This window comes from Synechococcus sp. MIT S9451, from assembly GCF_047304725.1.
In the GTDB taxonomy this organism is placed as follows: Bacteria; Cyanobacteriota; Cyanobacteriia; order PCC-6307; family Cyanobiaceae; genus Synechococcus_C.
The window spans coordinates 78,112-101,855 of sequence record NZ_CP138971.1 but is presented as its reverse complement, the minus strand read 5'-3'; the positions used below and the strand labels follow the sequence as shown (position 1 = coordinate 101,855).

Genomic DNA, 23,744 nt, shown 5'->3' with positions numbered 1-23,744 from the left:
GTTCGGATGACTGTAGCCGCGCTGCCGGATCGACCTGCTTGAGGCCATGAAAACCTGTCCATTCGCTGCAGTTGGTTCGACGGTGCGATAAAGAAGGGAACGGTTACCTCCCGCCTGTGGCGAACACCCTGGTCATCGTCGAGAGCCCCACCAAGGCCCGAACCATCCGTGGTTTCCTCCCCAAGGGCTACCGGGTTGAGGCCTCGATGGGTCATGTGCGCGACCTCCCCAACAACGCAAGCGAGATCCCAGCGGCCCAAAAAGGGCAGAAATGGGCCAACCTCGGTGTCAACACTGAATCCGACTTCGAACCCCTCTATGTGGTTCCGAAGGACAAGAAGAAGGTGGTGCGCGAGTTGAAGGACGCGCTGAAGGGGGCGGATCAGCTCCTCTTGGCGACTGATGAAGACCGGGAAGGGGAAAGCATTAGCTGGCACCTGCTCGAACTTCTGTCGCCCAAGGTGCCTGTCAAGCGCATGGTGTTCCACGAGATCACCAAAGAGGCCATCTCCCGGGCTCTGGATGACACACGAGAGCTCGATATGGAGCTTGTGCATGCCCAGGAAACTCGCCGGATCCTCGATCGCCTTGTCGGCTATACCCTTTCCCCCCTCCTTTGGAAGAAAGTGGCTTGGGGGCTTTCCGCCGGCAGGGTGCAGTCGGTGGCTGTTCGCCTTCTCGTGCAGCGTGAACGGGCTAGAAGAGCGTTCCGCAGTGGCAGTTATTGGGACCTCAAAGCAAGGCTCAGCCATTCCGGCAGCAGTTTTGATGCCAAACTCAGCCATCTCGGTGGTCAGAAGATTGCCACCGGTAACGATTTTGATGAGAGCACAGGGGCCCTGAAAAAGGGCAGTGCCGTTCGTCTGCTCAGTGAAGACGAGGCCCGTCTCCTGGCCGACCAACTGCGCAGTGGTGACTGGTGTGTCGAGGCGGTGGAGGAGAAGCCGACGGTGCGGCGCCCTGTTCCGCCCTTTACCACCAGCACCCTGCAGCAAGAGGCGAACCGCAAACTGCGGCTTTCCGCACGGGAAACCATGCGCTGCGCGCAGGGGCTCTACGAACGAGGGTTCATCACCTACATGCGCACCGACTCGGTGCACCTATCCGAACAGGCAATTACGGCTGCTCGCAGCTGTGTTGAATCCCGCTACGGCACGGAATACCTCAGCAAGGCAGCACGTCAGTTCAGTACCAAGGCTCGGAATGCCCAGGAGGCTCACGAAGCGATCCGCCCGGCCGGCGAAAGCTTTCGCTCTCCGTCTGAAACGGGACTTGAGGGGCGGGATCTTTCGCTCTACGAACTGATCTGGAAGCGCACCGTTGCCAGTCAGATGGCTGAAGCGCGGCTCACGATGATGGCTGTTGAGCTTGCGGTTGGCGAAGCCCGCTTCCGGGCGAACGGCAAACGGATTGATTTCCCAGGCTTCTTCCGCGCTTACGTCGAAGGCAGCGATGACCCGGATGCGGCCCTTGAGGGGCAGGAAGTGCTGCTGCCTGCACTGAAAAGTGGTGATGCCCCAAGTCCTCAGGAGGTGGAGGCACTCGGTCACCAGACCCAGCCGCCGGCTCGATTCAGCGAGGCATCCCTCGTGAAGATGCTTGAGAAAGAAGGGATTGGCCGTCCGTCCACCTACGCCAGCATCATCGGCACGATTGTTGACCGCGGTTACGCCAGCCTGCAGAGCAATGCCCTCACCCCCAGCTTCACTGCCTTTGCTGTGACGGCTCTTCTTGAGGAGCATTTCCCCGATTTGGTGGACCCTGGCTTCACGGCTCGGATGGAAAACACTCTGGATGAGATTTCCCACGGCAAGGTGCAGTGGTTGCCTTATCTCGATGGGTTCTACAAGGGCGAAAAGGGCCTTGAGAACCTCGTCCAGCAACGGGAAGGAGACATCGATTCCGGGACCTCACGCACGGTGGATCTCGAGGGTCTGCCCTGTGTGGTGCGCATCGGACGTTTTGGGGCCTATCTCGAGGCCAAGCGTGTTGGGGAGGATGGCGAGGAGGAGTTGCTCAAAGCAACGCTGCCGCTGGAAATCACTCCTGCTGACCTCGATGCCGAGAAGGCTGAACTCATCCTCAAGCAGAAGGCCGATGGGCCTGAAGCCCTGGGTGAGGATCCTGAGACCGGCGATTTGGTTTATTTGCTGTTTGGTCAGTACGGCCCCTATGTCCAGCGCGGCCAGGTGAGCGATGAGAATCCCAAACCCAAGAGGGCTTCGCTTCCCAAGGGTGTGAAGCCCGAGGACCTCTCCTTAGACGATGCGCTTGGGTTGCTGCGCCTCCCCCGGCTGCTTGGCGAGCATTCGGATGGTGGCAAGGTGCAAGCTGGCCTCGGGCGTTTCGGACCCTATGTGGTGTGGGACAAGGGCAAGGGAGAGAAGGATTACCGCTCGCTCAAGGGGGAGGACGATGTGCTGAGCGTGGGCCTGAGTCGGGCTCTCGAACTGCTGGCCATGCCCAAGCGTGGGCGTGGAGGTCGCACCGCTCTCAAAGATCTCGGCAAGCCCAAGGGCAGTGATGAATCCATCCAGGTGTACGACGGTCCCTATGGCCTTTATGTGAAACAGGGCAAAGTGAATGCCTCCTTGCCGGAGGGGAAGGGGGCTGACGACATCACCCTGGAGGATGCCGTTGAACTGCTGGAGGCCAAGGCCGCGGCCAAAAAGACCTCCCGACGCAAAACGACGACCACCAAAAAGGCTGCTGCTAAGAAGCCGGCGGCCAAGAAGCCACCGGCGACCACCAAAACGGGTCGGCTCCGCGCCAGTGCCGTGCGCGTGATCAAGCCTGGAGATGCCTGATGGTCCAGGCCCGTTCTGGCCTCTTGATGGTGGCGATCATGCTCCTGCAGGCCTGCGGGAATAACCCTGTTGGCCAGAAGCTTGCAGACAGTTTTGATGCACCGTCCACACCCGCTGCCGGCACCGCGTCGGTGCCTTCAACCTCTGCATCTAGCGGCGAGCCATCACCGCAGAAGCCCCGTCCCCAGCCGTTGAAGTCAACGCCAGCGGAGGGGGCTTCTGCGGATAGCAAGGATGACAAGCCAGCCACTGCGGTGCCGTCCCGAGCGGTGGTGAGCCAGGCGCGCCCCAAGCCAGCGACTCCTCAGCCTTACAGGATCACGATTCGACTGTCAGCGGCGGATCCTTCCGCTCCGGCTGAAGTGGTGACCAGGTCCCTGCGGGAGGCCGGCATTGAATTTGAAGTGGAGAGGATCGAGCGCATTCAGCCCCCTGCCACCCTGCAGGTGACCCCGGATCGCCGAGGAGCGAAACCTTGAGCCGGCCTGTCGGTCATGGCATGAGCCGTCGCCAGGCTTTGCGGGTGATGGAGACCTCCTATCTGGCCGCTACCGCAGGCCTGATTTGGCTGGCGCTCTATTACTTGCCCGTTGGTGGGGCGCTGTTCAGGCTGGCGCTGCCCCTGCCGCTGGCGCTTTTGCTGCTGCGACGAGGCTGGAAGGCCGGCCTGGAGGGCGTGGTTTTGGCGGTGCTGCTTCTGGTGGCTCTGATGGGTCCCGTGCGCGGGCCTTTGATCCTCTTCCCCTACGGATTGCTCTCGCTTTGGCTGGGTTGGTGCTGGCTTCGGGGTCTGAGCTGGTGGCTGAGCTGGGGCCTGGGAACCCTGCTCGGTGCAGCCGGTTTTCTGGTGAGGGTCGTGGTGTTGTCGCTGCTGGTGGGAGAGAACCTCTGGGTGGTGATTACCCGGGCTGGTGACAACATGCTCAATGGCCTGATCAGCACCCTCAACAATGTCCTGGTGCTGTTGCATTTACCTCTGCGCGTCACCCTTTCCCCCGATCTCGAGCAGGTGCAGTTGATGGCGCTGGGCCTGGTGATGCTGCAGCAGCTCATCTATGTGCTTGCCCTGCACGCTCTGTCGTATTGGATCTTTCCGCGTCTGAAGGCTCCTGTTCCATCGCCTCCGAAGGCGCTAGAGGGCCTGGTTGCCCTTGACCCTCTCTGAAGCAGACCTCCTTCCTCTGCGATGTCTCCCACCATGGCCTCAATCCTTCCGCCTGGATGTGAGTTGATCGGTGCAGGTTGGTCGCATGCCGATCTCACCGCCCGCTTGCGCCCTTGGTGTGATCAGGCATTTCAACCCTCGTTGCTGGTGGTGTTGGCGGCCACCCGCACCGCCGAGGTCCCAGGGATCTCGGCGGCAGGGGCCACAACGGCATCCCGTCGCTACACGGCTATCGCTGATGCCGAGCTGTTGCTGCATGGGCCTGCTCATCAGCCGCACTGGCCCCTCCCCCCTTTGCCGGCAGGGGTCTCACCGGCACTGATCAGCTGGGCTGCAGCCCAACGACTTGCCCTGGCGCCTGAGGTGGCGGCCATCGGTCTGCATCAACAGCCCCCGTTCCCGCATCTGCGTTTTGAAGCACCCTCCCTCGGGGCTGCGGACTGTCTCAGCAGTGGTCAGGCGATGTCGCTTGACAGGGTCGAGCGGCTTTGGGAGCGCGGGCGGCGACTGGGGTCTGTGCTGCGGGGGCCGCTCGTGCTGGCGGAATGCGTCCCGGGAGGCACCACCACAGCGCAGGCTGTACTGAGTGGCCTTGGGGTGCCCGTGGATGACCTGGTGAGCGGTAGTGCTCGGCAGCCACCTCTTGTCCTGAAACAAAGCCTGGTCGCTGACGGGCTGAAAGCGGCTGCTCTGCGCCCGCCTATTCAGCCGAAGCCCTTGGTTGCTGCCGTGGGGGACCCGTTTCAGGCCCTAGCCGCTGGGCTCATCGAGGGGGCCATGGAGTCCGGCCAGCCGTTAATGCTGGCGGGGGGCAGTCAGATGCTGGCTGTGCTGGCCCTTGCTCTGACCGGCTGTGCCCCTCACGAGCGCCCAGTGCTGGCAAGTCAGTTACTTCTGGGCACCACCGCCTGGCTGGCGGTTGAGCAGCTTGCGGAGATGGTGGATCAGAGGCCTAGCCCTCCAGCCTTCCCGGAGCTGTTGCAGCGCGTTTCCCGTTTTTTGGAGCTCCCTGTTTTGGCGATCGCCAGTGGTCTTCGTTTGCAGTTGAGTCGCCATCAGCAGCTTCGCGATTACGAACTCGGTCATGTGAAGGAGGGGGTCGGTGCAGGGGGGCTGGCTCTACTCGCCCAGCTGCGCGGTACTGGTACGGATCAGTTGCTGGCGGATTGCGATCGGGCGATGGATGCTCTGTTGCAACAGCCCGGTGGGTGCACTGGTGGCGGGTCTTTAGGGTCGGAGCCATGACGGCCGACTCCAACGTTCCATCCCTGCGTTCACCTGCTCTGCCCCCGGCGGGGATCCGGCGGCGCCAGGTGCTGCAGATGGGTTTGCTGCTTGGTATGAGTGGCCTTTCGGGATGTGCCAGGGCCGCTGCCCCCACGTTGATGGCGGCCCCTGAGACTCTGCCGATGCTCTGGCGCCGCCGGATCGCTAAGCCTTGGCAGTACAAACCCTTGGAATCGATCCGGCAGCTGGAGGGCCAGCTTCCGCTGCCGGCGGACCTCTTAGCCCTTCCGGACGGCTGGGTTCCCCAGCTCCCCCCGGATGCCTTGCAGTCCTTAGGAGCGCCCTCGCTGCGTGAGCGCCTCAGTCAGCAGGCTGTCAGCCTGCTGGGGAGCTTCCCTCCCGATTTGGCTGCGGCTCTGTTGCCTGTGTCGGTCAGTCCCTGGGTGATGGTGTTCCGGGGCGATGACGACGGGCCGAATGTTGCCAAGCAGGGGTGGAGAACGTTGCTCGAGCCTGGCCTGGCTGGGCAGGTGGTGCTCCCCGCTAGCCCCAGGCTTGTGCTCAGTCTTGCCGATCACATCGATGCGCCTGATGCGTTGCGTCGTCTGCGGGGAGCGGCTCGAGTGTTTGACGATCGTCATGCTCTCAACTGGCTGCTGCAGGGCAAGGCTCGGGTGGCGGTTCTGCCTTTAGTGCGATGCATGAAGATGCTCAGGAGTGATCCGCGGGTGAAGGCGGTGTTGCCTGAGCAGGGTGCGCCTCTGAATTGGACGCTGTTGATGCGGCCTGCCACAACCAAGGAACCACTGCCCCAGGCCTGGGTTGAGGAGGCCTGGAGCGAGCCGCTTCTGGCTGGGCTGCTGGCTGAGGGCTGGGTGCCACCTTTGCCCCAGCAGGTGTTTAGGGGGCTGCGTGCGTCTGTGCCGTCGCGTCTGCGTCCTGTCGTGCTGCCGCCTCAATCCATCTGGGACCGTTGCTGGAGTCTCAGCCCTCTATCGCCCCCTGAGGCGCAACAGCTGGCGGAGCGCTGGGACGATTCAACCCCATAGCCGCCGCCGTGGTGCTGCAGCCAGCAGGGCATGGGTCTCTGCCAAGAGATCGGGAATGGGCAGGTCGTGCGGGCATCGAGGCAAGCAGTCTCCGCAGCGTTCACAAGCACTGGCGTTGCGCGATTCCCACCAGTGGCCGGCGCGTCCGATGAGGTTGTAGCGCTCTTCGCAGTAACCACGCAGATCGTGGCCAAGACGCATGTTTCGCAGGCGCAGCAATTCCGGAATCGGCACTTGGTTTGGGCAGGGCAGGCAGGCCCTGCACTGCCCGCATTGATCGCGCCCCAGCCGCTCGCTGCGGCGTGCCTGCAGTTGATCGAGCGCCTGGTGTTCGCTGTTGCTCAAGGGTTGCTCCGCTTCGGCGAGTTGGTGGGCCAGATGCAGGTCCTCGGCTCGGCTAGCGCCGAGGGTGAGGGTGCTGATACCGCGGCTGAGCAGATAGCGGTAGGCGAGTTCGAGAGGGTGATGGGGACTGCAATCGGCCTCAAGGGTCGGGCTGGGGTCCTGGAGGCGCCCGCCCTTGTCGGCGGGGGAGATTGCCATGACCCCCATGTCCGCCTGGAGGGCGGAGGCGGCTAGGGGCAGATGAACAGGATCCAGCAGGTGGAGGTGGAGGCTGCAGAACTTGAACCTGCCACTGGCGATGGCGTCAGCGATCACTTCGGTCGTGCCATGACTGCTGAAGCCCACCTGACCGACTAGGCCTTCCTCGCGGGCCCAGCGCATCAGCGCCAGTCCATCCCCTTTCAGGGCCCAGTGGAGATGGTCATTCAGATTCAGACCGTGGATGGCCCAGTTGTCGAGCCTCGGCACTCCAAGACGCTGGAGGCAGTTCCGGAGCTGGGCCTGCCCCTCCTGCAACGTCACTCCTGGAAGCACCTTGCTGGTGATCACCCAGCCGCCACTTGGTGCGATGCCCCGATCGCTGAGGTCCCGCAGTGCCTGGCCCAGAAACGCCTCTGCAGGGCCGTAGGCGGGCGCGGTTTCAAGATGGTTGATCCCTGCTGTGACCGCCGCTTCCAGCACCTCCTGCATCTGGGCAGGAGAGGTGAGTGCCCGCATCGTGCCGAGGGTGAAGAGACTCACAGCCGGTCCATCACCGAAGCGGCGACGGGCTGGGGTGCGGACGGCGGGAGCTGCATTCATGCTGTGGTCATGTTGCGCTCATGGCGCGTTCTCGCCGCTCGCGTCGTTCGGATCATCAGGCTGTCGAGACTGGAGGTGACGGACGAGGGCTGCAGGACTGACCTGATCCAGAAAACGTCGGAATTCGTCCTGCTCTTCGGAGTCGGCCTCGGCATCGACGGGGATTGAGGCTTCAGCCACGACTTCCTCCAGCATCCAGATGCCTGTGCCAGTCCGCACCGCTAGGGCAATGGCATCACTGGGGCGTGCATCGATCTCGATGTCTTCGCTGCTGTCGGCGACGGCCTCAGACGGTGCCATCTGCGTCTCTGGAGGTTGCTCCTGCCCCTTCTCCTCGCTCTGGTCGTCACCCTTCCGTTGATCAGCGTCCACGCCGTTATGGCCGCAGCGCTGGAGCTTGAGCAGTGCCCGAAACGTGCTGTCTTCAATGGCGTGGATGATGACACGCTCCAGCTCCAACTCGCCCGCCTCCAGCAGGGCCACCATCAGATCGTGGCTGAGGGGTCGAGGTGGTTCTTCTCCCTGAATGCCGGCCATGATGTTGTGGGCCTGGGGCTGATCGATCCAGATCGGCACCTGACGGCGCCCGGAAGGGTCGCGCAGGAGCACGATTGGACTTCGACTGCCGGCATCGAGAGCAATCCCGGCAACGTGCATTTCAACCACGGCCTCTCTGCCCTTTATCCGATTATGGCGAGAGGAACGGCCATGGGCGGGAAGCGATGTTCACTGGGCTGGTGCAGGCTGTTGGATCCGTGCAGCGACGTGGTCAACGTCTGATGGTGGCTGGATGTGGCCCATTCCTGCCGCTTCAACTTGGCGATAGCGTCGCGGTCGACGGGGTCTGCCTCACCGTGGCTGAATGCGTCGGTGATGGCTTCCTGGCTGATGTGAGTGAGGAGACACTGCATCGCACCACACTCGGAAGCAAGGCTCTGAAACGTGGCGCGGTGAATCTCGAGCCCGCTTTGCGGCTGGCGGATCGACTTGGTGGCCATCTAGTGAGCGGTCATATCGACGGGGCCGGAGAGGTGATGGCGGTGGAGGCGTTGCCGCAGTCCTGGCGCTTGGAGCTGCAGTGGCGAGAGCCCACTTATGGCCGTTATGTCTGTGAGAAAGGGAGCATCGCTGTGGATGGGGTCAGCCTCACGGTGGCGGGCTGCTCTGAGGCGGGACGTCGTTTCTGGGTCGCGGTGATTCCGCACACCTGGGCATCCACGGCCCTGCAGCACCTTGCCGTTGGCGCTGTGGTGAATCTTGAGGCGGATCTGATCGCTCGCTACACCGAAAGGCTGCTGGCCCAGCCCGGCTCAGGTGGCGACATGGATCAAAACCCAAATGACGCCACGATCACTCCTGCATGGCTGACGGACCACGGCTGGAGCTGAGCGGTGCCGCCGGCGAAACGGTGATGAAAAGTGGCCGCGCCCGGAGGTCGTCAATACCTTGCGGGAGTTGTTCACTGTGAACCAAAAATGACCGTGGATCAGCGCCCTGACTCTCTGGGCAGCTTCAAGGCCTTTGCCATCGCCGAAGGCGTCTTGCTGATTGTGCTTGGCATTCTTGCCCTTGTGTTTCCCGTCTTGGCCTCTGTCTGGACAGTGGCTGTTGTCGGTGTTTTGTTCTTGATCGGCGGCTTGGTGGGCTGGATCAGCAACTTGGTCCGTGCTGGACGGATGGGCCGCTGGGTTTGCTTCTGGCGACTGGTTGTTTCGACCCTGTTCATCGTGGCCGGTGGTTCGATTCTCAAGGATCTGCGTCAAGACAGCCTCGAGCAGGTTGCTGTCTTCGCCTTGGCGATCGGTATCGTCTTTCTGGTTGAGGGGGTGGTGGCTTTCTTCAGCGGCCTTATCAACAGCAGTCGACCTGGTGCTGGCTGGGCGATTGCGAATGGCGTGATCACGTTCATCCTTGGCCTGCTGATCGTCACCCTTAAGTTCTGGGGTCTTCTCTGGGTGCTGGGAACCCTTGTGGGCATCAGCTTCCTGTTCAGCGGGATCGACTTGATCGCCTTCAGTTCCAGTCTTCACGATGGTCAGGATCCGCCGGCAACGGCTTGAAGCTGTCCATCACGTTGATTCAGCTTCAATGCTTGAAGCTGAATCAATCCTGCAGGTCAAGGGGGGGTGATTCAGGTGGCTTCGTCTGATCCTGTCTGAGCAGATAGGGCCCCATCACCGCTCATGGCTGCGTCTTCCTCAAGTGGAAGCAACCAGATTGAGCCGGAGTCCTTGTGAAGTTCGATTCGGAATTCCTGCCCGGGCTCAAGACCAAGCCGTCTTGTGTAGGCATGGCCGATTAAGAGATTGCCATTCCCATGCACCCTGGTGCGGAATTCTGCCTGCCGACCTCTGGTGCCACCACCAGCATTGCCACTGGCGGATGGAAGCGTGTATCCCTTCGCTTCCACCAGCGCCTTGTAGAAGCTTTTCTTGAGTACCCGTCCGCTGGGGCCCACATAGCCGCATCCACGTGCGATTTCATCTTCACGCCGATTGCTGAGGGCGCGAGCTTTGTCGAGGAGTTCCTGGCCGACCAGCATCTGATCAGGAAGAGTTAATTGAATTCTGGCGATTCTGAGCAATTGCCGCAAGGATCATGCTCGCTTTTTGGCCTCCTCTTTCTCCCAGCAGGCTTGATGCTTCTTATAGGGGCCTTGCTCAGGGCTGTGATCAGATCAGATAGAGAATCAGAAAGAGCACAACCCAGATCCCATCAACGAAGTGCCAGTAGAGCTCAACGGCTTCGAGCGGGAACTGATTTTCAGAGGTCACCCGGCCGGCTGGAGTGCGGCATTGCCACCAAACGATCAGGATCATCAAGGCCCCAAGCGTGACGTGGAGGCCGTGGAAGCCAGTTAGGGCATAGAAGGTGCTGGCGAAGAGGTTGTCGGTCAGTCCGAAGGGCAGGGTGAAGTATTCGACCATTTGGCTGACTAGAAATGCCAGGCCGAGGACTGCGGTCAGCATCAGCCACTGGCGGCACACCTGGTTGGCACCCTTGCGCAGGTTTTGGCCGGCTTTGTGGAAGGTGGCGCTGCTCACCAGCAGTAACACCGTGTTCAGGATCGGTAGGGGCAGCTCAAGCTCATAGATGGCATCGGGCTGAAGCGGATTGACAGCATGAAAGGTGAGGTAAGCGGCAAAGAAACCGGCAAAGGTCATCGCGTCAGCGACCAAGAAGGTCGCGACACCAAACATGCGGTGGTCCTGATGGGCGTGGTCAGTCGCGCTGCTGGCGACGTCGGTACTTGATGGCTTGAGGCTGGTCATTTGCCGCTGCTCCAGAGGTCACTGCCGCTGGCAGCCGCTAGGTCGATTTGGTCGATGGGCACGCCGTAGCCGTAAGGCTCATGAACAAGAGGTGCTTCCCCTTCCCAGTTCTCAACCGGTGGCGGTGAACTGGTGAGCCATTCAGGCGTCAGAGCGTTCCAGGGATTGTCGCCGGCGATTTCACCTCGGAAAGCGCTGTCGACCACGTTCCAGAGGAAGGGAAGCGTGCTGATGGCCATCAGCAGTGCCCCAGCGCTGCTGAGCTGATTAATGAAAGCGAACTGTGGGTCGTATTCCGCCACCCGTCTTGGCATGCCGTTGAGGCCCAGCCAGTGCTGGGGGGCAAAACAGAGGTTGAAGCCGATGAAGGTGAGCAGGAAGTGAAGGCGACCCAGCGTTTCGTTGAGCATGCGACCGGTGACCTTCGGATACCAGTGATAGATCGACGCGAAGATCACAAACACCGTGCCTCCATAGACGATGTAGTGGAAATGGGCGACGACAAAGTAGGTGTCATGCACATGAACATCGAAAGGCACCTGAGCCAAGGCCACTCCTGTGATGCCTCCGAGCACAAAATTGATGATGAACCCGCATGAAAAGAGAACAGCGCTGTTTAAGGCAATTCGTCCTCCCCACAGGGTGGCTAGCCAGTTGAAGAACTTGATTCCTGTGGGAACGGCGATGAAGGCGGTGGCGATGGTGAAGAACAGGCGCATCCATGGAGGTGTACCGCTCGTGAACATGTGATGGGCCCACACCACTAGGCCCAACACAACGATTGCCATGATTGAGTACACCATTGTTGCGTAGCCGAAAAGTGGTTTACGGCAATGAACAGGCAGGATTTCACTCACCAGTCCGAAGGCTGGTAGCACCATGATGTAAACCGCTGGATGTGAATAGAACCAGAAAAGGTGTTGATACACCACCACATTTCCGCCAAGCCCTGGATTGAAGAATCCGGTATGGGCAACAATATCGAAGCTGAGAAGAATGAGTGTGCCTGCGAGGACGGGGGTCGAGAGCACGACGAGAATGCTTGTGCCCAGCATGGCCCAGCAATACATCGGTAATTGCATCAGCTTCAATCCAGGTCGTCGCAGCTTGAGCACCGTTGCGATGAAATTGATGCCGCCGAAGATTGAACTTCCGCCTAGAAGAAGCACGCTCAAGATCCAGATCACTTGTCCGCTGGCTGCGGTAGTGATGCTGAGCGGTGGATAGGCGGTCCATCCAGACTGGGCTGCACCGGTGATGAAGTAGCTGCTGATCAATAACAGCCCCGCTGGCGGAATTAACCAGAATGCAACTGCATTCAACCGTGGGAAGGCCATGTCGCGGGCCCCTACGTAGAACGGGATCAGGTAATTGCCGAAGGCCCCATTCACTACGGGGACGATCCAGAGAAAGATCATCACCGTTCCGTGCAGGGTGAGCACTTGGTTATAAACATCTCTCGGCATGAAGTCCGACATCGGACTGACCAGTTCGGTGCGGATGGCTCCTGCGAGAGCACCTCCGATCAGATAGAAGAGAAATCCGCAAACGAGATACTGCAGACCGATCACCTTATGGTCGACGCTGAAGCTGAAGTAGCGCAGCCACCCAGTCGGTTGCAGTGAAGGTCTGTGTTGTTCACCCTGCGGTGTGAGAGAGACAGTCATGCGTCGGCGACCTCCAAAGTGTTGTTGGCGTTGAACCAGGCTTCGTAGCTTTCGGGGTCATCAACGACGACAGATGAGCGCATACCACCGTGATAAGGACCACAGAGTTCTGCGCAGACGATCGGATAGGTGCCGGGCCTTGTGGGGGTGAAGTTCAGTACGGTCGGCTGTCCAGGAATCACGTCTTGTTTGAGTCGGAATTCAGGCACCCAGAAGGCATGGATCACGTCTTTCGCTTCCATGCGCAAGCTGACGGGCTTTCCTGCTGGCACATGCAGCTCTCCGGAGATGAAATCGCCCTGTGGATAGCGGAACAGAAAGGCGAATTGCATGGCGGTGACTTCAATGGGCACGGCTGCAATGGCACCACCATCCTTCGCCTGGATGGAGCTGGTGCCAATCCCTCCCCAAACCCGTTCTCCATTCTCGTCGGGAGGTGACGGATCATGCATCGGAGCGGAGTGATCCATGCCGCTGTGAAGCATGCCGCTGTGATCCATGCCGTGGTTGAGCGGGGTCATGCCGCCCATTCGGTCATAGATGTCGTAGCTGTACAGCCCGACGAACAGCACCACGATTGCGGGAACTGCTGTCCAGAAGATTTCCAGCGGTAGGTTGCCTTCGATCGCAAGGCCATCGCCGCGTTGGCTAGGTCTGCGGCGGAAGCGAATCAGGCTGAAGATCACCAGCCCAACAATGCCAATGAACAGGATGGTGCCGATGCTGAAGAGAACTCGGAAGAGTTCGTCGTAGACGGGTGCATTGGCACTGGCATCGGCGGGCAGGAGGTTGACGTTCTGACCGATCCAGAGTCCACCCAGTACCAGGATCATCCCCAGAACAAGGGTGAGAATTGAAGAGGGGATTGGCACGGCACGATCCGTGGTTCATTTCAGGCTATGGGCATCGTCAGATGGCAACCACACGTTGATTGTTAAGCCGTTTGGAAATTCCTGGAATCTTGATGATGCTGCTCATCGAAATCCTTTTGGTTGCTGCGATTGTGGCCATTTTGTCGTGAATCTGTCAGCGGAAGGAGACGTTTGTGGCGTGAATGTGGGCGAATGATGTTGCGAACGGCCATAGACCGTGCCGTTGTCGATCAGATCGCTACGTTCCGTCTATTCCCGTTGCTGCCTGTGAGGGGGGCGTTCCGTTGGTTAGCTCCTCTTCGTTGCCGATTCGTCATCGTCTTGCCCTCCTTGCCAGTCATCTTGTGGTGGCCCTAGTCGCACTTGTGGTGATCGGTGGTGCCACAAGAGTGATGGAAGCTGGTCTGGCCTGTCCTGACTGGCCTCTTTGCTACGGCTCCTTGTTGCCAGGCAGGCAGATGAACGTTCAGGTTTTTCTGGAATGGTTTCATCGGCTTGACGCCTTTGTGATCGGCATTGCCCTTTTGGTTCAGCTGGGGGCGGCCTGGTGGTGGCGGCGTCAGCTGCCCAGGTGGCTGCTGCCCTGCAGTGTCGTTCTTGTGCTGATGGTGCTTGTCCAGGGTGGACTCGGTGCACTCACGGTTCTGAACCTCCTTCCTACTGGTGTGGTGACTGCGCATTTGGTGCTGGGCCTTCTGCTGGTGGCGCTGATGAGCGGACTCAGTCAGCTCTTGCTGGCGCCGCAACCGTCGTCCCAGGCGCAGACCTCTCCACTTTGGTGGCGACTGCTTGGGGGGCTGAGCCTGCTTGCGGTGAGTGCTCAGTGCCTGCTGGGAGGGCGGATGGCGACCTCCTGGGCGGCCAAGCGATGTCTTGATGCCGGCCACTCTTGTCAGTGGTTGCACTGGCATCGCACTGCGGCAACACCAGCAGCGCTCAGCGTCTGTCTGTTCGTCGCCGTTGCGTTGGTGGCCGGGGGCTGGGCCAGGCGGCAGTGGCCCCTGCTGCTGGCCGTGGCATCCCTGGTGTTCCTGCAAATCGCGCTCGGTGTGTTCACTCTGCGACTCGGACTGGCTCAGCCATCGCTGACCGTGGCCCATCAACTGGTGGCTTGCCTCCTGGTTGCGCTGTTGGCAGCACTCACGTGCAGGCGTCCTCATCTATCGGTGCAGACCGATCCCGCACTTCTCGATTCCTCCTCTCTGGAGCCTTGTCATGGCTAGCTCCACTGCAACAAGTCCTCAGGTCATCACCCGTGATCAGGTGGTGCCTTCTCGAAAACGGGTCAAGCTGCCGGCTTGGCTTGAGGTGGCTAAGCCGCGTTTGATCCCCCTTCTCCTGGCCACGACCCTCGGTGGGATGGCCCTGAGCGAGGGGTGGCCTTTGTCGTCACCGCGACTGGCCTGCACTCTTGGCGGCGGCGCTTTGGCTGCTGCTGCTGCTGGAGTGCTCAATTGCCTCTGGGAGCAGGAGCTGGACGGCCGCATGCATCGCACCAGTGGCCGTGCCCTTCCTTCCGGTCGCCTCTCCCCTAGCACTGCATTCGCTGGTGCCGTCTCCTGCACCCTGGCGGCCGCTCTCCTCTTGGTGAGCGGCGTGAACTGCTTGGCGGCGGGATTGTCGTTGCTTGGTCTGTGCAGCTATGTGCTGCTCTATACGGCCATACTCAAGCCGCGAACACCACAGAACATCGTGATCGGTGGTGTCGCTGGAGCGATCCCCCCTCTGGTGGGCGCTGCTGCGGCCACGGGGCATGTGGGCCTTAGCGGTTGGTGGCTGTTTGCCCTGGTGATGGTGTGGACCCCAGCCCATTTCTGGGCCCTAGCCCTACTGCTCCGCGATGACTACCGAGCTGTCGGCATCCCGATGCTTCCAGTGGTGAAGGGCCCGGTTGTGACCGCTCGCGCCATTCGTCGCTACGGCTGGGCCACGGTTGTGCTGAGTGGCTTTGGTGTGCTGGCCCTGCCGGAGGGTGGTCTTCTCTATGGCCTGTTACTACTCCCCTTCAACGCCCGCCTCTTGCAGATGGTGCACAATTTGGCCGCAGCCCCGGAGAGCACAGAACGGGCGAAGGGCTTGTTTCGTTGGTCCATCCTTTATTTATTTGGCATCTGCCTGCTTCTGATCCTCAGTCGCCTGCCTGTCTCTGTCGTGTTTGATGATCAGGTTCATGCCGTGTTCGACATTCTGATCCGTGGACTTCCACAGATCGCTGCCTAGATTCACATCCCGACCCTCCCGCTACAGCTCAATGCCCTTGTTGGAGCTGGCACATCTCCAGAAGTCCTACGGGCCAGTGAAGGCGCTCGAAGACCTCAGCCTGGAGGTGCCTGAGGGTTGTCTTTATGGCCTGCTGGGTCCCAATGGTGCCGGGAAGACCACAACGTTGCGAATCCTCGCCACTCTCTTGGCTCCTGATCAGGGGACGGTTCAGGTCGCAGGCATCGATGCGTTGCAAGATCCCCGCTCAGTGCGTTGTCTGATGGGGTATGTGGCCCAGGAAGTGGCCATTGACAAAATTCTGACCGGTCGAGAGTTGCTGCAGCTTCAGGGTGATCTCTATCACCTTCGGCCTTCGAATCGCGACAAGCGCATGCAGGAGCTGATCGCACTGCTGGGAATGCAGGATTGGATCGATCGCCGTTGTGGGACCTACTCCGGTGGAATGCGTCGCAGGTTGGATCTCGCGTCAGGGCTGCTGCATCGACCCCGACTGCTGGTCTTAGATGAACCCACTGTCGGTCTGGACATTGAAAGCCGTGGCGCGATTTGGCAGGTGCTTCGTGAGTTGGTCCAGGAGGGCACCTCGGTGTTGCTCAGTAGTCATTACCTCGAAGAGGTGGAGGCTCTTGCTGACCGGATGGCGATCATCGATGCAGGGCGTGTGATTGCAGAAGGCACGCCAGATGAGCTCAAGCAGCGGCTCGGTGGTGATCGGGTGACCCTGCGGGTGCGTGAATTCAGCGATCAGCACGAGGCAGAGCGACTCCAGCGCCTGCTCCAGCCTGTGGAGGGCGTGCTTCAGATCGTGGTCAACCGAGCTCAGGGGTACTCCCTCAATCTGGTTGTGGAAGGAGATCATGTGCTCCAACGTCTGCGTCAGCAGCTTGATCAGGCGGGTTTGCCGGTGTTTGCCCTGGCCCAGAGCCGACCGAGCCTTGATGATGTCTACCTTCAAGCCACCGGTCGCACTCTGATGGATGCGGAACTGGCTGTTGCCGGTCAGCGTGACACCAAGCAAGAGCGGAAACAGTCCATGCGTTGAGGTTCCGGATTGTTGCTTTCGCTGATGTTGTTTCGTCTTTCTTCTCAGCTTCTCTCGTCTGATCCAATCTCCTGATGACCAGTCCTGTTGCTACTCCCACCAGCGCTCCGATGGCTGAACTGGTGCAGGAAACCACGGCCCTCACGCGACGTTTGTTTCTGCAACTGCAACGCCGTCCTTCCACATTGGTGGCCGGGGTCCTCCAACCCCTGATCTGGCTGGTGCTGTTTGGGGCCTTGTTCTCGAGGGCTCCTGAGGGCCTGTTGCCAGGCGGGATCAGTTACGGCCGCTTCCTCGGTGCCGGAGTGATTGTCTTCACCGCCTTCAGTGCGGCTCTCAATGCCGGATTGCCTGTGATGTTTGATCGGGAATTCGGCTTCCTAAATCGTCTGCTGGTAGCGCCTCTGCGCAGCCGCAGTTCGATCGTGCTGGCATCCGTGATCTACATCACCACCTTGAGCTTGATTCAGAGTTTGGCCATCATGGCCACTGCTGCCCTGCTCGGTTATGGCTGGCCTGGGATGGCAGGCCTCGGGCTGGTGTTGGTCACGCTGTTGCTCTTGGTGTTTGCCGTGACGGCCCTCAGCCTCGGTCTGGCCTTTGCTCTCCCAGGGCACATTGAGCTGATCGCGGTGATCTTCGTTTTCAACTTGCCTCTGCTCTTTGCAAGCACGGCGTTAGCGCCTTTGTCATTCATGCCGCCCTGGTTGGGCTGGCTTGCGGCACTGAATCCACTTACCTTCGCCATAGAACCGATCCGTGCTGCCTACGCCGGTCCTCTGGATCTCTCGATCGTCCTTCTGGATGCACCCTATGGTCCGGTGAGTGGTTATGTCTGCCTCCTGGTCTTGATGCTGCTCACTGCGGGACTGTTCCTGCTGATCCGCCCCCTACTCAACCGCAAGCTTTCCTAATCCTGTGACTGCCTCTAGAGCCTTTTCCCCAAAGCGTCGACGGGACGCTCAGTTGCAGCAGCTCAACGATGCCCGTGCCCAGGGTGATCAGTTGGCGATCGATCGTGCCGAACTTCAGTGGGTGCATCGCTACGGAGTGGGCACGTTGCCTCAGCCGGTCGAGAGCCCTGCACCACAGCCTCTCCTGACTGTTGTGGAGCCCACTGCGGATTTCGGTGCTGATGCTGATGCTGATGCTGATGCTGATGCTGATGCCGATGCTGATTTTGTGCCGGTGACGCCTTCACCGTTGGCAGCAGTCGCACCTATCGGAACCGCTGCACAGCCTTCTCCAGTGGCTCGGTTCAAAAGCGAACGCGCGGATTGCATCGAGACAGACTGCCTCGATGAGGTGGTTAGCACTCCTGAGGCTCCCAACGATGCTGAGGGCTTCGACAAGCCTCTGCTGGATCGCCTGTCCCCTGCAGGGGCGGTTCCTCCCCCTCCGTCACCCCGTTTGCATCGGTTGCGTCGATGGCTGCCGACTGCATCCCCCGACGAGCTGCCACGGGCTTCCTGATTGATGAGCCGTCTGGATCTGGCAGCCCTCAGGGGTGGGCTCATCGTGTCTGTTCAAGCGCCTGAGGGCTCGCCGATGCGGGACCCTGAAGTGATCGCCGCCATGGCAGAGGCGAGTCTCAACAACGGTGCAGTCGGAGTACGTCTCGAGAGTCCTGAGCACATCGGCGCTGTGCGTCGTCGCTGTCCAGAGGCCCTCATTATTGGTCTGTGGAAACGGACATTCCCTGATAGTGAGGTCTACATCACACCGCGTTGGCAGGAGATCCAGGCTGTTTGGGGTGCTGGGGCCGATGTGGTGGCGATCGATGCCACATCACGCCCAAGACCGGATGGAGAGTCTTTGCAAGCTCTGGTTGAACGCGCTGATCGGGAACTGAAACTCCCCTTGATGGCTGATGTCGATAGCGTTACGAACGGATTGCGTGCAGCCCAGCTTGGCTGTCGTTGGGTTGGAACAACCCTGTTCGGCTATACCGCTGAGACGGCTGAAGCAACGCCGCCTGGGCTGGAGCTGTTGCAGCCGTTGCGTACTCAGTTGCCGCAAGCAGTCCCCTTGATCTGTGAAGGAGGGATTGCCTCAGCCGTGATGGCGAGACAAGCGCTTGAACAGGGTGCCGACTGTGTGGTGGTGGGCACAGCGATCACTGGAGTGGATCTGCAAGTGGCTGAGTATTGCCGCCAGATAGCGAGTTGATCAAGCCATCCGCTTTAGGGCTTTGAAGCGAATCTGACGGATTGACACCACGGGGCCGCCTGGACACACAATGTGTTTGAGACGCGTGAGACCGATGAAAAGACTCCGGTTGTATCTGCCATTGCCTCTTGCCCTCGGTGGTCTCGTGTTCGCCATGCCCCTGGCAGGGCTGCCAATGGGGGAGCTGCAGGCCCTGAATCATGAGCTTGGACGGCTTTGCAGTCGCCCGCCTCGGGAAGCACTTGCTGTCTGCAGGATCCATGCTCGACTGGTGCGCTCCCTCTGAGGTGCGATCGCACCAGCCTTGAGCGGTGGATCACATCATGCCGGGCATGCCCATGCCACCCATGCCACCCATTCCACCCATGCCGCCCATGCCACCCATGGGATCGCCTCCTGGCGCGGCAGCGGCAGCAGGCTCGGGCTTGTCTGCAATCACCACTTCAGTGGTGATGAGCAAAGAGGCGATCGAAACAGCATCCTGAAGCCCCAGGCGCACCACTTTGGCCGCATCGACGATACCGGCTTGGAGCAGGTCTTCAAAGTTGCCTGTGAGGGCGTTGAATCCCTTCCCGGAGCGTCGTACTTCTTCGACCACCACGTCACCATTGGCTCCAGCATTGATGGCAATCTGGCGTAGGGGTGCGCTGAGAGAACGCTTCACGATCTCGACGCCCGTGCGCTGGTCGCCCTGCAGCTGCGCGGAGAGCTCGTCGAGTCCCTCGGCGAGCTCGATCAGGGTGCATCCACCGCCGGCAACGATGCCTTCCTCTACGGCGGCCCTGGTGGCATTGAGAGCATCCTCAATACGCAGCTTGCGATTCTTGAGTTCGGTTTCGGTCGGCGCCCCCACCTTGATCACGGCCACGCCGCCGGCAAGCTTGGCGATGCGCTCACTCAGCTTTTCACGGTCATAGTCCGATTCGGTGTTGTCGAGTTCGCGCTTGATCGCTCCAACACGTTCAGTGACCGCTGCACGATGCTCCTCGCTGGCCACGATCGTGGTGCTGTCTTTCGTGATGGTGATGCGGCGGGCACGGCCCAGGTCGTCCAGGCTGACTTTGTCGAGGGTCATGGCACGGTCTTCGCTGATCACGGTGCCACCGGTGAGGATGGCGATATCAGCCAGTGCGGCCTTGCGTCGCTCGCCGAAGGAGGGTGCGCGAACGGCTGCAACCTGAAGAACGCCGCGGTTCTTGTTCACCACAAGAGTGGCCAAGGCTTCGCCTTCCACTTCCTCGGCCAGTACGACGAGGGGTGAGCCGGACTTCTGGACTGTTTCCAGAACGGGGACCAGGTCGGCAATGGTACTGATCTTGCGGTCGGTCAGAAGCAGCAGCGCGTTCTCGAATTCGCACAGCTGGCGTTCGCCATCGGTGACGAAATAGGGGGAGCTATAGCCCCGGTCGAAGGCCATGCCCTCGGTGACCTCCAGCTCGGTCGCCAGGGACTTTGACTCTTCAACAGTGATCACACCATCGACGCTCACCTTGTCCATGGCTTCGGAGACCATCTGGCCAACTTCTTCGTCGCCACCGGCACTAACGGTGGCAACCTGGCCGATGGCTTGGCCGCTCACCGCCTGGCTGCGTTGGGAGAGGCCGCTCACCACATGGGCCACGGCCTTCTCCATGCCTCGGCGCAGCTCGATCGGGCTGGCTCCTGCAGCGGTGTTGCGCAGACCTTCCTCAACCATGGCCTGTGCCAGCACGGTGGCTGTGGTGGTGCCGTCGCCAGCCTTGTCTTTGGTTTTCGACGCCACCTGCTGAATCAGCTTGGCGCCGATGTTTTCGAAGGGATTGTCGAGTTCGATCTCCTTGGCGATGGTGTCGCCGTCATTGACGATGTCAGGAGCGCCGAAGCTTTTCTCCAGAACCACGTTGCGTCCGCGGGGGCCGATCGTGACGCGCACGGCATCGGCAAGGGTGTTCATGCCGCGCTCGAGCGCGCCGCGGGACTCATCCGAAAAGCTGAGGAGTTTGGCCATGTTCTACAGGTACCCGCTGGTCAATGTCCCACAGGAAGCTGACCCTTCGGACCGCCCGTTTGGTGGGGAAAGCCGAATCGAAGCGATCCTGATGCTGTCTGGCCTAACTCGGCTCGTTATGGTCCGGCCATGGATGAACCCGGCTTTCAGTCCTTCACCCTGTTCGCGGCCCTGGCGGGGGGCATGGCCTTGATCTATGCACCCTTGAGGCTCTTCCTCACCGCCACGGAGCGCAGCCGGCGGCTGCGCCTGCTGCAGCGCATCCGCCGGTTGCGGGATGAACTGAATCAACCCCTAGAACGCTGATGCTCAGCTCATCACCATGCCGCCGTCCACCTGCAGGACCTGGCCGGTGATGTAGGCGGCTGCAGGGTCGGCCGCCAGGAAACGAACGGTGCCGGCGATGTGATCGGGTGTACCGAAGCTGCCCAGGGGAATGGCCGCCAGGATCCCTTCGGCATCGAGATCCTTGGTCATGTCCGTCGCGATGAATCCGGGAGCGACAGCATTGACGGTGATGCCCCGGCTGGCCATTTCCTTGGCAGCACTTCGGGTCAGTCCCACGACTCCGGCTTTGGCGGCGGCGTAATTGGCCTGGCCGGCGTTGCCCATCAGGCCAACCACGGACGTGATATTGATAATCCGCCCGCTCCTTTGTTTGAGCATCGTGCGGGTGACGGCACGGGTGCAAAGGAAGACACCGGTGAGGTTGAGGTTGATGACCGACTGCCAGTCAGCTGTCTTCATCCGCATCAGCAGTCCGTCGCGGGTGATGCCGGCATTGTTCACCAGCACATCAATGCGTCCACTGCGCTCGAGCACGGTTTTGATCAGGCCTTCGACTGCTTCCTCGTCAGCCACGTTGGCCTGGAGGGCATAGGCCTTGCCGCCGGCAGAAGTGATCTCTGCCACCACTGCGTTTGCTGCATCCGGAGAGCTGGAATAATTCACCACCACTTCAGCGCCCGCCGCAGCAAGAGCCAGAGCAACGGCGCGGCCGATACCGCGGCTGGCACCGGTTACCAGAGCGGTCTGGCCGTTGAGGGAGTCGTTGGACGTCATAAAGGGCTCCACAGTGGATGGATCGTAGGGATCCGCCCCGTATGGGCTCAACCGGGATGGGTTGGGGAGCGCTTATCCCGAGGCGGAACCGCCCATGGTCTCCACCATGTCCACGGCAGGGCCAAGCAGCTCGCGGAAGCGCATCAGTTGCTCTTTGCTGCCCAGCACCACCAGAAGCTGTCCTGCTTCCAGGCGCATATCGCCACCGGGATTGGCCACCAGCCTGCCCTTGTCCCGAATGGCCAGCACGAAGGCTCCGCTCCGTCGCCCCAGCTGGAGATCTGCCAGGGTCTGTCCCGGGAGGTTGTGGAGAAGCAGCGGGTTGTTGCTCAGTTGGAACTCTTCGATTTCGCAGTCGGAGCCCACCAGCAACTCCATGAAGTCGACGGCGAGGGGGCGCAGAGCAGACGCTGCCATGACCCGTCCCCCGGCGACGTAGGGGCTCACCACCACACTGGCGCCGGCAAGTTTCAGCTTCGCTGCTGCCTCTTCGCTGTCGGAGCGTGCAATCAGTCGACAGTTCGGCTGCAGGCCTCGGGCACTGAGCACTACATAGAGGTTGGCCGCATCACTGGGGAGGGCTGCCACCAGGCTGCGACAGCGATTCAGACCGGCCTCGAGGAGGGTTTCATCTCCTGTGGCATCCGCTTCCAGGACCCGCAAGCCGCGTTCCTGGGCGGCCTGGCTTCGCTGGGGGTCCAGCTCCACCACCAAGACAGCGATGTTCTCCTGAAGGAGTTGTTCGCCGATCTCCCTGCCGATACGGCCATAGCCGCAGATGATCACGTGATCGTGCATGCGCCGGAGTTTGCGTCGAAAGCGCAGTGCTCGCAACTGGCGGAAGTAACCGGCCTCGGTCAGGCCAAGAATGCGCTGGATGGTCAGTTGGACCACCACAATGCCCCCGGCGATGATCAAAACCGTCACCAACCGCCCGGCGTGTGAGAGGGGCTCCACTTCGCCGTAACCAATCGTGCTGATTGTGATCAGCACCATCCAGAAGCAATCCCCCCAGTCCCAACCCTCGGTGATCCGATACCCGACGGCCCCACCGATGACCACCACCACCAGCGCCAGTAAGGGGCCGATCCAGGGTTGAGCGAGCAGCCTCAGATTGGGCCCCAGGCGCCACGGTGAGAAGGATGGTCTGCGGCTGGACTGGCCCAGTCGCTTCTTTGGCATCAGAACCCGAGAGCGGAAAGCACGTCCTGTTCGCTGAGGTCGCGAAGATCAGAGCCCGCACCCCCCAGGCAGCGCACCCCTTGACGTGTTGGTAGATCGGCCTCATCCGCGCCAAGGGCCACCAGTGGAACACCGGCATACACCGCCAGAAGCTGAGTGACGGGGCAGCTGCTGAGCACCACATCCGAGCAGGCCACCTGGGCTGCACGGATGTTGAGCTTCCCGCCAGCCGGTAAGTGCTGGCTGCGTAAAGAGTCCAAGCGCTGGCGGATGCTGCCTGGCAGCCGCTGCCAGCGATCGGCGGGCCAGTCGTTGTTGTCCTGACCAGGAGCAAGCAGCAGCAAGGGACCGTCACCGGCGGGCTGGTCGGCACGCACTGAGTCCAGCGCTGCAGCAGGCAGGGATAGGCGGAAGGCGTCGGCATCGAGCTTCAGGCCGATCGGCTGAAGAAAACTGCTGGTCTTCTGGGCCTTCCAGCCACTGCCGGGCTGGATCTGGTCGGTGGTGGAGAAACCGTCGAGAGCGATCCGTGTGGGGATATGGCTCATGCCGAGCATCAGGTTCACCTGTCGCCCGGAGGCGAAGTTGAAACACACCTGGAAGTCGGGTTCGCGCACGGTGCCAAGCAGATTGGCCCAGTCCGACAGATTGGTGTCGTCGTCGAATCCGAAGGGGATCACCTTCTCAACGGCCGGAAGCAGCTCCCATCCCTGGCGGTGGGCGAGTGGACAGGCCACCTGAATCGTGGCGTTGAGCTGTTCAGCAGCAGCGGCCAGAGCGGGCAGACGCTCGAGTTGCTGCTGAAGAGTCCCCGGACTTAGGACAAGAACACGCATGAACCAGCAGCACAAGGAGGGTGCGAGCTGATTGTATG

General features: G+C 60.9%; 25 protein-coding genes. 15 read left to right on the top strand and 10 right to left on the bottom strand.

Annotated features, from left to right (window positions below):
• Nucleotides 1-116 precede the first annotated feature (116 nt).
• The 5 genes from topA to SIB72_RS00610 are packed head-to-tail and all read left to right on the top strand — an operon-like array spanning nt 117 to nt 6,248.
• Entirely contained in the window at nt 117-2,807 is a 2,691-nt protein-coding gene (topA, locus tag SIB72_RS00630; RefSeq protein ID WP_413744285.1) for a type I DNA topoisomerase, read from the top strand.
• Nucleotides 2,807-3,286, top strand: a complete 480-nt coding sequence (locus SIB72_RS00625; protein WP_413744284.1) for a hypothetical protein — start codon at nt 2,807-2,809, stop codon at nt 3,284-3,286. Before topA ends, SIB72_RS00625 begins: the two co-directional genes overlap by 1 nt.
• Before the next feature lie 20 nt (nt 3,287-3,306).
• Nucleotides 3,307-3,972, top strand: a complete 666-nt coding sequence (locus SIB72_RS00620) for a DUF2232 domain-containing protein (protein WP_115119024.1) — start codon at nt 3,307-3,309, stop codon at nt 3,970-3,972.
• Between the two features lie 21 nt (nt 3,973-3,993).
• Nucleotides 3,994-5,217, top strand: coding sequence for a nicotinate-nucleotide--dimethylbenzimidazole phosphoribosyltransferase (locus SIB72_RS00615; RefSeq protein WP_413744283.1), 1,224 nt, complete (start codon nt 3,994-3,996; stop codon nt 5,215-5,217).
• The gene (locus SIB72_RS00610) at nt 5,214-6,248 is read left to right on the top strand and encodes an ABC transporter substrate-binding protein (RefSeq protein WP_115119022.1); all 1,035 of its coding nucleotides are present in this window, start codon (nt 5,214-5,216) and stop codon (nt 6,246-6,248) included. The genes SIB72_RS00615 and SIB72_RS00610 overlap by 4 nt, the downstream gene beginning before the upstream one ends.
• Here the strand turns inward: SIB72_RS00610 and SIB72_RS00605 are convergent.
• Together SIB72_RS00605 and SIB72_RS00600 are read right to left on the bottom strand one after the other, a co-directional pair.
• Complete coding sequence (locus SIB72_RS00605; protein ID WP_115119020.1) at nt 6,237-7,394, bottom strand: aldo/keto reductase; 1,158 nt, start codon at nt 7,392-7,394, stop codon at nt 6,237-6,239. The genes SIB72_RS00610 and SIB72_RS00605 overlap by 12 nt on opposite strands.
• A gap of 18 nt (nt 7,395-7,412) precedes the next feature.
• Entirely contained in the window at nt 7,413-8,051 is a 639-nt protein-coding gene (locus SIB72_RS00600) for a bifunctional nuclease family protein (RefSeq protein ID WP_413744282.1), read from the bottom strand.
• Between the two features lie 65 nt (nt 8,052-8,116).
• Between SIB72_RS00600 and SIB72_RS00595 the strand changes: the two genes are divergently transcribed.
• Together SIB72_RS00595 and SIB72_RS00590 are read left to right on the top strand one after the other, a co-directional pair.
• Entirely contained in the window at nt 8,117-8,782 is a 666-nt protein-coding gene (locus tag SIB72_RS00595) for a riboflavin synthase (protein WP_413744281.1), read from the top strand.
• An 87-nt stretch (nt 8,783-8,869) separates the two neighbouring features.
• Complete coding sequence (locus SIB72_RS00590) at nt 8,870-9,454, top strand: HdeD family acid-resistance protein (RefSeq protein ID WP_413744280.1); 585 nt, start codon at nt 8,870-8,872, stop codon at nt 9,452-9,454.
• A 71-nt stretch (nt 9,455-9,525) separates the two neighbouring features.
• On the opposite strand, the gene SIB72_RS00585 is transcribed toward SIB72_RS00590, so the two are convergent.
• The 4 genes from SIB72_RS00585 to SIB72_RS00570 form a co-directional block, all read right to left on the bottom strand.
• Entirely contained in the window at nt 9,526-9,936 is a 411-nt protein-coding gene (locus SIB72_RS00585; RefSeq protein WP_413744279.1) for an AbrB family transcriptional regulator, read from the bottom strand.
• A 130-nt stretch (nt 9,937-10,066) separates the two neighbouring features.
• Nucleotides 10,067-10,666: a heme-copper oxidase subunit III gene (locus SIB72_RS00580; RefSeq protein ID WP_115119010.1), complete on the bottom strand. Its 600-nt coding sequence runs from the start codon at nt 10,664-10,666 to the stop codon at nt 10,067-10,069.
• Nucleotides 10,663-12,333, bottom strand: a complete 1,671-nt coding sequence (gene ctaD / locus SIB72_RS00575; RefSeq protein WP_413744278.1) for a cytochrome c oxidase subunit I — start codon at nt 12,331-12,333, stop codon at nt 10,663-10,665. The genes SIB72_RS00580 and ctaD overlap by 4 nt, the downstream gene beginning before the upstream one ends.
• The gene (locus SIB72_RS00570; RefSeq protein WP_413744277.1) at nt 12,330-13,205 is read right to left on the bottom strand and encodes a cytochrome c oxidase subunit II; all 876 of its coding nucleotides are present in this window, start codon (nt 13,203-13,205) and stop codon (nt 12,330-12,332) included. Before SIB72_RS00570 ends, ctaD begins: the two co-directional genes overlap by 4 nt.
• 302 nt (nt 13,206-13,507) lie before the next feature.
• Between SIB72_RS00570 and SIB72_RS00565 the strand changes: the two genes are divergently transcribed.
• The 7 genes from SIB72_RS00565 (at nt 13,508) to SIB72_RS00535 (ending at nt 18,925) form a co-directional block, all read left to right on the top strand.
• On the top strand, nt 13,508-14,428 hold the full coding sequence (locus SIB72_RS00565; RefSeq protein ID WP_413744276.1) for a COX15/CtaA family protein: 921 nt from the start codon (nt 13,508-13,510) through the stop codon (nt 14,426-14,428).
• Entirely contained in the window at nt 14,421-15,425 is a 1,005-nt protein-coding gene (locus SIB72_RS00560; RefSeq protein WP_413744275.1) for a heme o synthase, read from the top strand. The genes SIB72_RS00565 and SIB72_RS00560 overlap by 8 nt, the downstream gene beginning before the upstream one ends.
• A gap of 31 nt (nt 15,426-15,456) precedes the next feature.
• On the top strand, nt 15,457-16,470 hold the full coding sequence (locus tag SIB72_RS00555) for an ATP-binding cassette domain-containing protein (RefSeq protein WP_413744274.1): 1,014 nt from the start codon (nt 15,457-15,459) through the stop codon (nt 16,468-16,470).
• 74 nt (nt 16,471-16,544) lie between these two features.
• Nucleotides 16,545-17,384 (top strand): ABC transporter permease, encoded by an 840-nt coding sequence (locus SIB72_RS00550; protein WP_413744273.1) that lies wholly within the window; start codon nt 16,545-16,547, stop codon nt 17,382-17,384.
• A 4-nt stretch (nt 17,385-17,388) separates the two neighbouring features.
• Nucleotides 17,389-17,943 carry a hypothetical protein gene (locus tag SIB72_RS00545; RefSeq protein ID WP_413744272.1) on the top strand — a complete coding sequence of 185 codons (555 nt, stop codon included), beginning with the start codon at nt 17,389-17,391 and terminating at the stop codon, nt 17,941-17,943.
• A gap of 3 nt (nt 17,944-17,946) precedes the next feature.
• Nucleotides 17,947-18,639, top strand: a complete 693-nt coding sequence (locus SIB72_RS00540; RefSeq protein ID WP_413744271.1) for an N-acetylmannosamine-6-phosphate 2-epimerase — start codon at nt 17,947-17,949, stop codon at nt 18,637-18,639.
• A 94-nt stretch (nt 18,640-18,733) separates the two neighbouring features.
• Entirely contained in the window at nt 18,734-18,925 is a 192-nt protein-coding gene (locus tag SIB72_RS00535) for a hypothetical protein (protein WP_115118992.1), read from the top strand.
• Nucleotides 18,926-18,955: 30 nt separating this feature from the next.
• Here SIB72_RS00535 and groL read toward each other — a convergent pair whose 3' ends face one another.
• On the bottom strand, nt 18,956-20,626 hold the full coding sequence (groL, locus tag SIB72_RS00530) for a chaperonin GroEL (protein WP_413744270.1): 1,671 nt from the start codon (nt 20,624-20,626) through the stop codon (nt 18,956-18,958).
• 129 nt (nt 20,627-20,755) lie between these two features.
• Here groL and SIB72_RS00525 point away from each other — a divergent pair, with 129 nt between their 5' ends.
• Nucleotides 20,756-20,932: a hypothetical protein gene (locus SIB72_RS00525; RefSeq protein ID WP_170953788.1), complete on the top strand. Its 177-nt coding sequence runs from the start codon at nt 20,756-20,758 to the stop codon at nt 20,930-20,932.
• Nucleotides 20,933-20,935: 3 nt separating this feature from the next.
• Here the strand turns inward: SIB72_RS00525 and fabG are convergent, their stop codons facing one another.
• From fabG to SIB72_RS00510, 3 genes are all read right to left on the bottom strand, one after another.
• On the bottom strand, nt 20,936-21,688 hold the full coding sequence (gene fabG / locus SIB72_RS00520) for a 3-oxoacyl-[acyl-carrier-protein] reductase (RefSeq protein ID WP_413744269.1): 753 nt from the start codon (nt 21,686-21,688) through the stop codon (nt 20,936-20,938).
• Nucleotides 21,689-21,760: 72 nt separating this feature from the next.
• Entirely contained in the window at nt 21,761-22,870 is a 1,110-nt protein-coding gene (locus SIB72_RS00515; protein ID WP_115118986.1) for a potassium channel family protein, read from the bottom strand.
• Nucleotides 22,870-23,706: a glycosyltransferase family 9 protein gene (locus SIB72_RS00510; protein ID WP_413744268.1), complete on the bottom strand. Its 837-nt coding sequence runs from the start codon at nt 23,704-23,706 to the stop codon at nt 22,870-22,872. The genes SIB72_RS00515 and SIB72_RS00510 overlap by 1 nt, the downstream gene beginning before the upstream one ends.
• Between the last annotated feature and the right edge of the window lie 38 nt (nt 23,707-23,744).